The following is a 917-nucleotide window of genomic DNA, read 5'->3' on the forward strand; positions in this document are numbered from 1 at the left end:
AGTTAATATAACCAAAAATACAATCCCAAAATGGTGATCCACATGAAGGTTTATTTATCTCAATCACTGTTATTGCAGAACCTTCATCATGTTCCACTGCATGAAATCTTACAAACGTATCAGAAAACACCTCCTCTTTTACATCCGTAGAACCGAAAGGAAAACGTTGCGATTTTACGATTGGATTGCTCATTAATTATCCTTCGTTAACAATATGATTCATATTTTCCACGCATGCGTGAGCAGCTTTTTCGGCCTGCAATTTCATTTTTTCATCTTCCAACAGAACTGCTGCTGTATAGATATAACTCGCAATCGTTGTATCGATTGAGTTATGACCTAAAAGTCCAGCGGTGACAATCTGATCAATACTTTTACCATTCCTTCTTTGCTCTATGATTAGGTTTGTCGCATAGCAGTGCCGGGTTGAATATAAATCTCTTTGATTCCAAAGCTCTCTCTGGTAAGGATCTAGATCATTTTCAAATAAAAATTTATCTTTCGTTTGTCGCCAAACTTTACTTAAGTAAGATGGATCAATTAGTGGTCTTCCATCTTTGTCAACAAAGATAGAGCCATCTACCTTAACTCCAGTCTTTTTTTCTAATGCAGGTAAATCTTCATACAGGTATTGCTTTAATTTTTGGTAGACTTCTGGATATATTACAATCTCCCTTAGCTTACCTGCACCTCTCCCTTTACCAGTTACGATTAGTTTAGTTGAAGCTGTCTCGGAAGCATTTTTATCAATTATTTTCTTTAATCTCTGTATTGTCCAGTTACCATCTCTTGTTAGCTCATGAGGTCTTAATCCGCAGAAGTAACAGATTGAAAACATTAGTAAGTTTCTGGATTTAAGGAATTTATTTTTAGTTGTAATGTGGCCTATAAACCTTAAAAATTCTTCTTTCCTATAG

At 35.2% G+C, this 917-nt stretch carries 2 protein-coding genes; both read right to left on the reverse strand.

The genetic code is table 11. The features are described from left to right. The coding region (locus ASV53_RS24230) for a hypothetical protein (RefSeq protein ID WP_141226324.1) at positions 1-193 on the reverse strand (193 nt) is incomplete at its 3' end. A gap of 3 nt (positions 194-196) precedes the next feature. Then, the coding region (locus ASV53_RS25685; protein ID WP_189337966.1) for a site-specific integrase at positions 197-917 on the reverse strand (721 nt) is incomplete at its 5' end.

Origin of the sequence: Photobacterium sanguinicancri (genome assembly GCF_002265265.1) — a bacterium.
Taxonomy (GTDB): Bacteria; Pseudomonadota; Gammaproteobacteria; order Enterobacterales; family Vibrionaceae; genus Photobacterium; species Photobacterium sanguinicancri.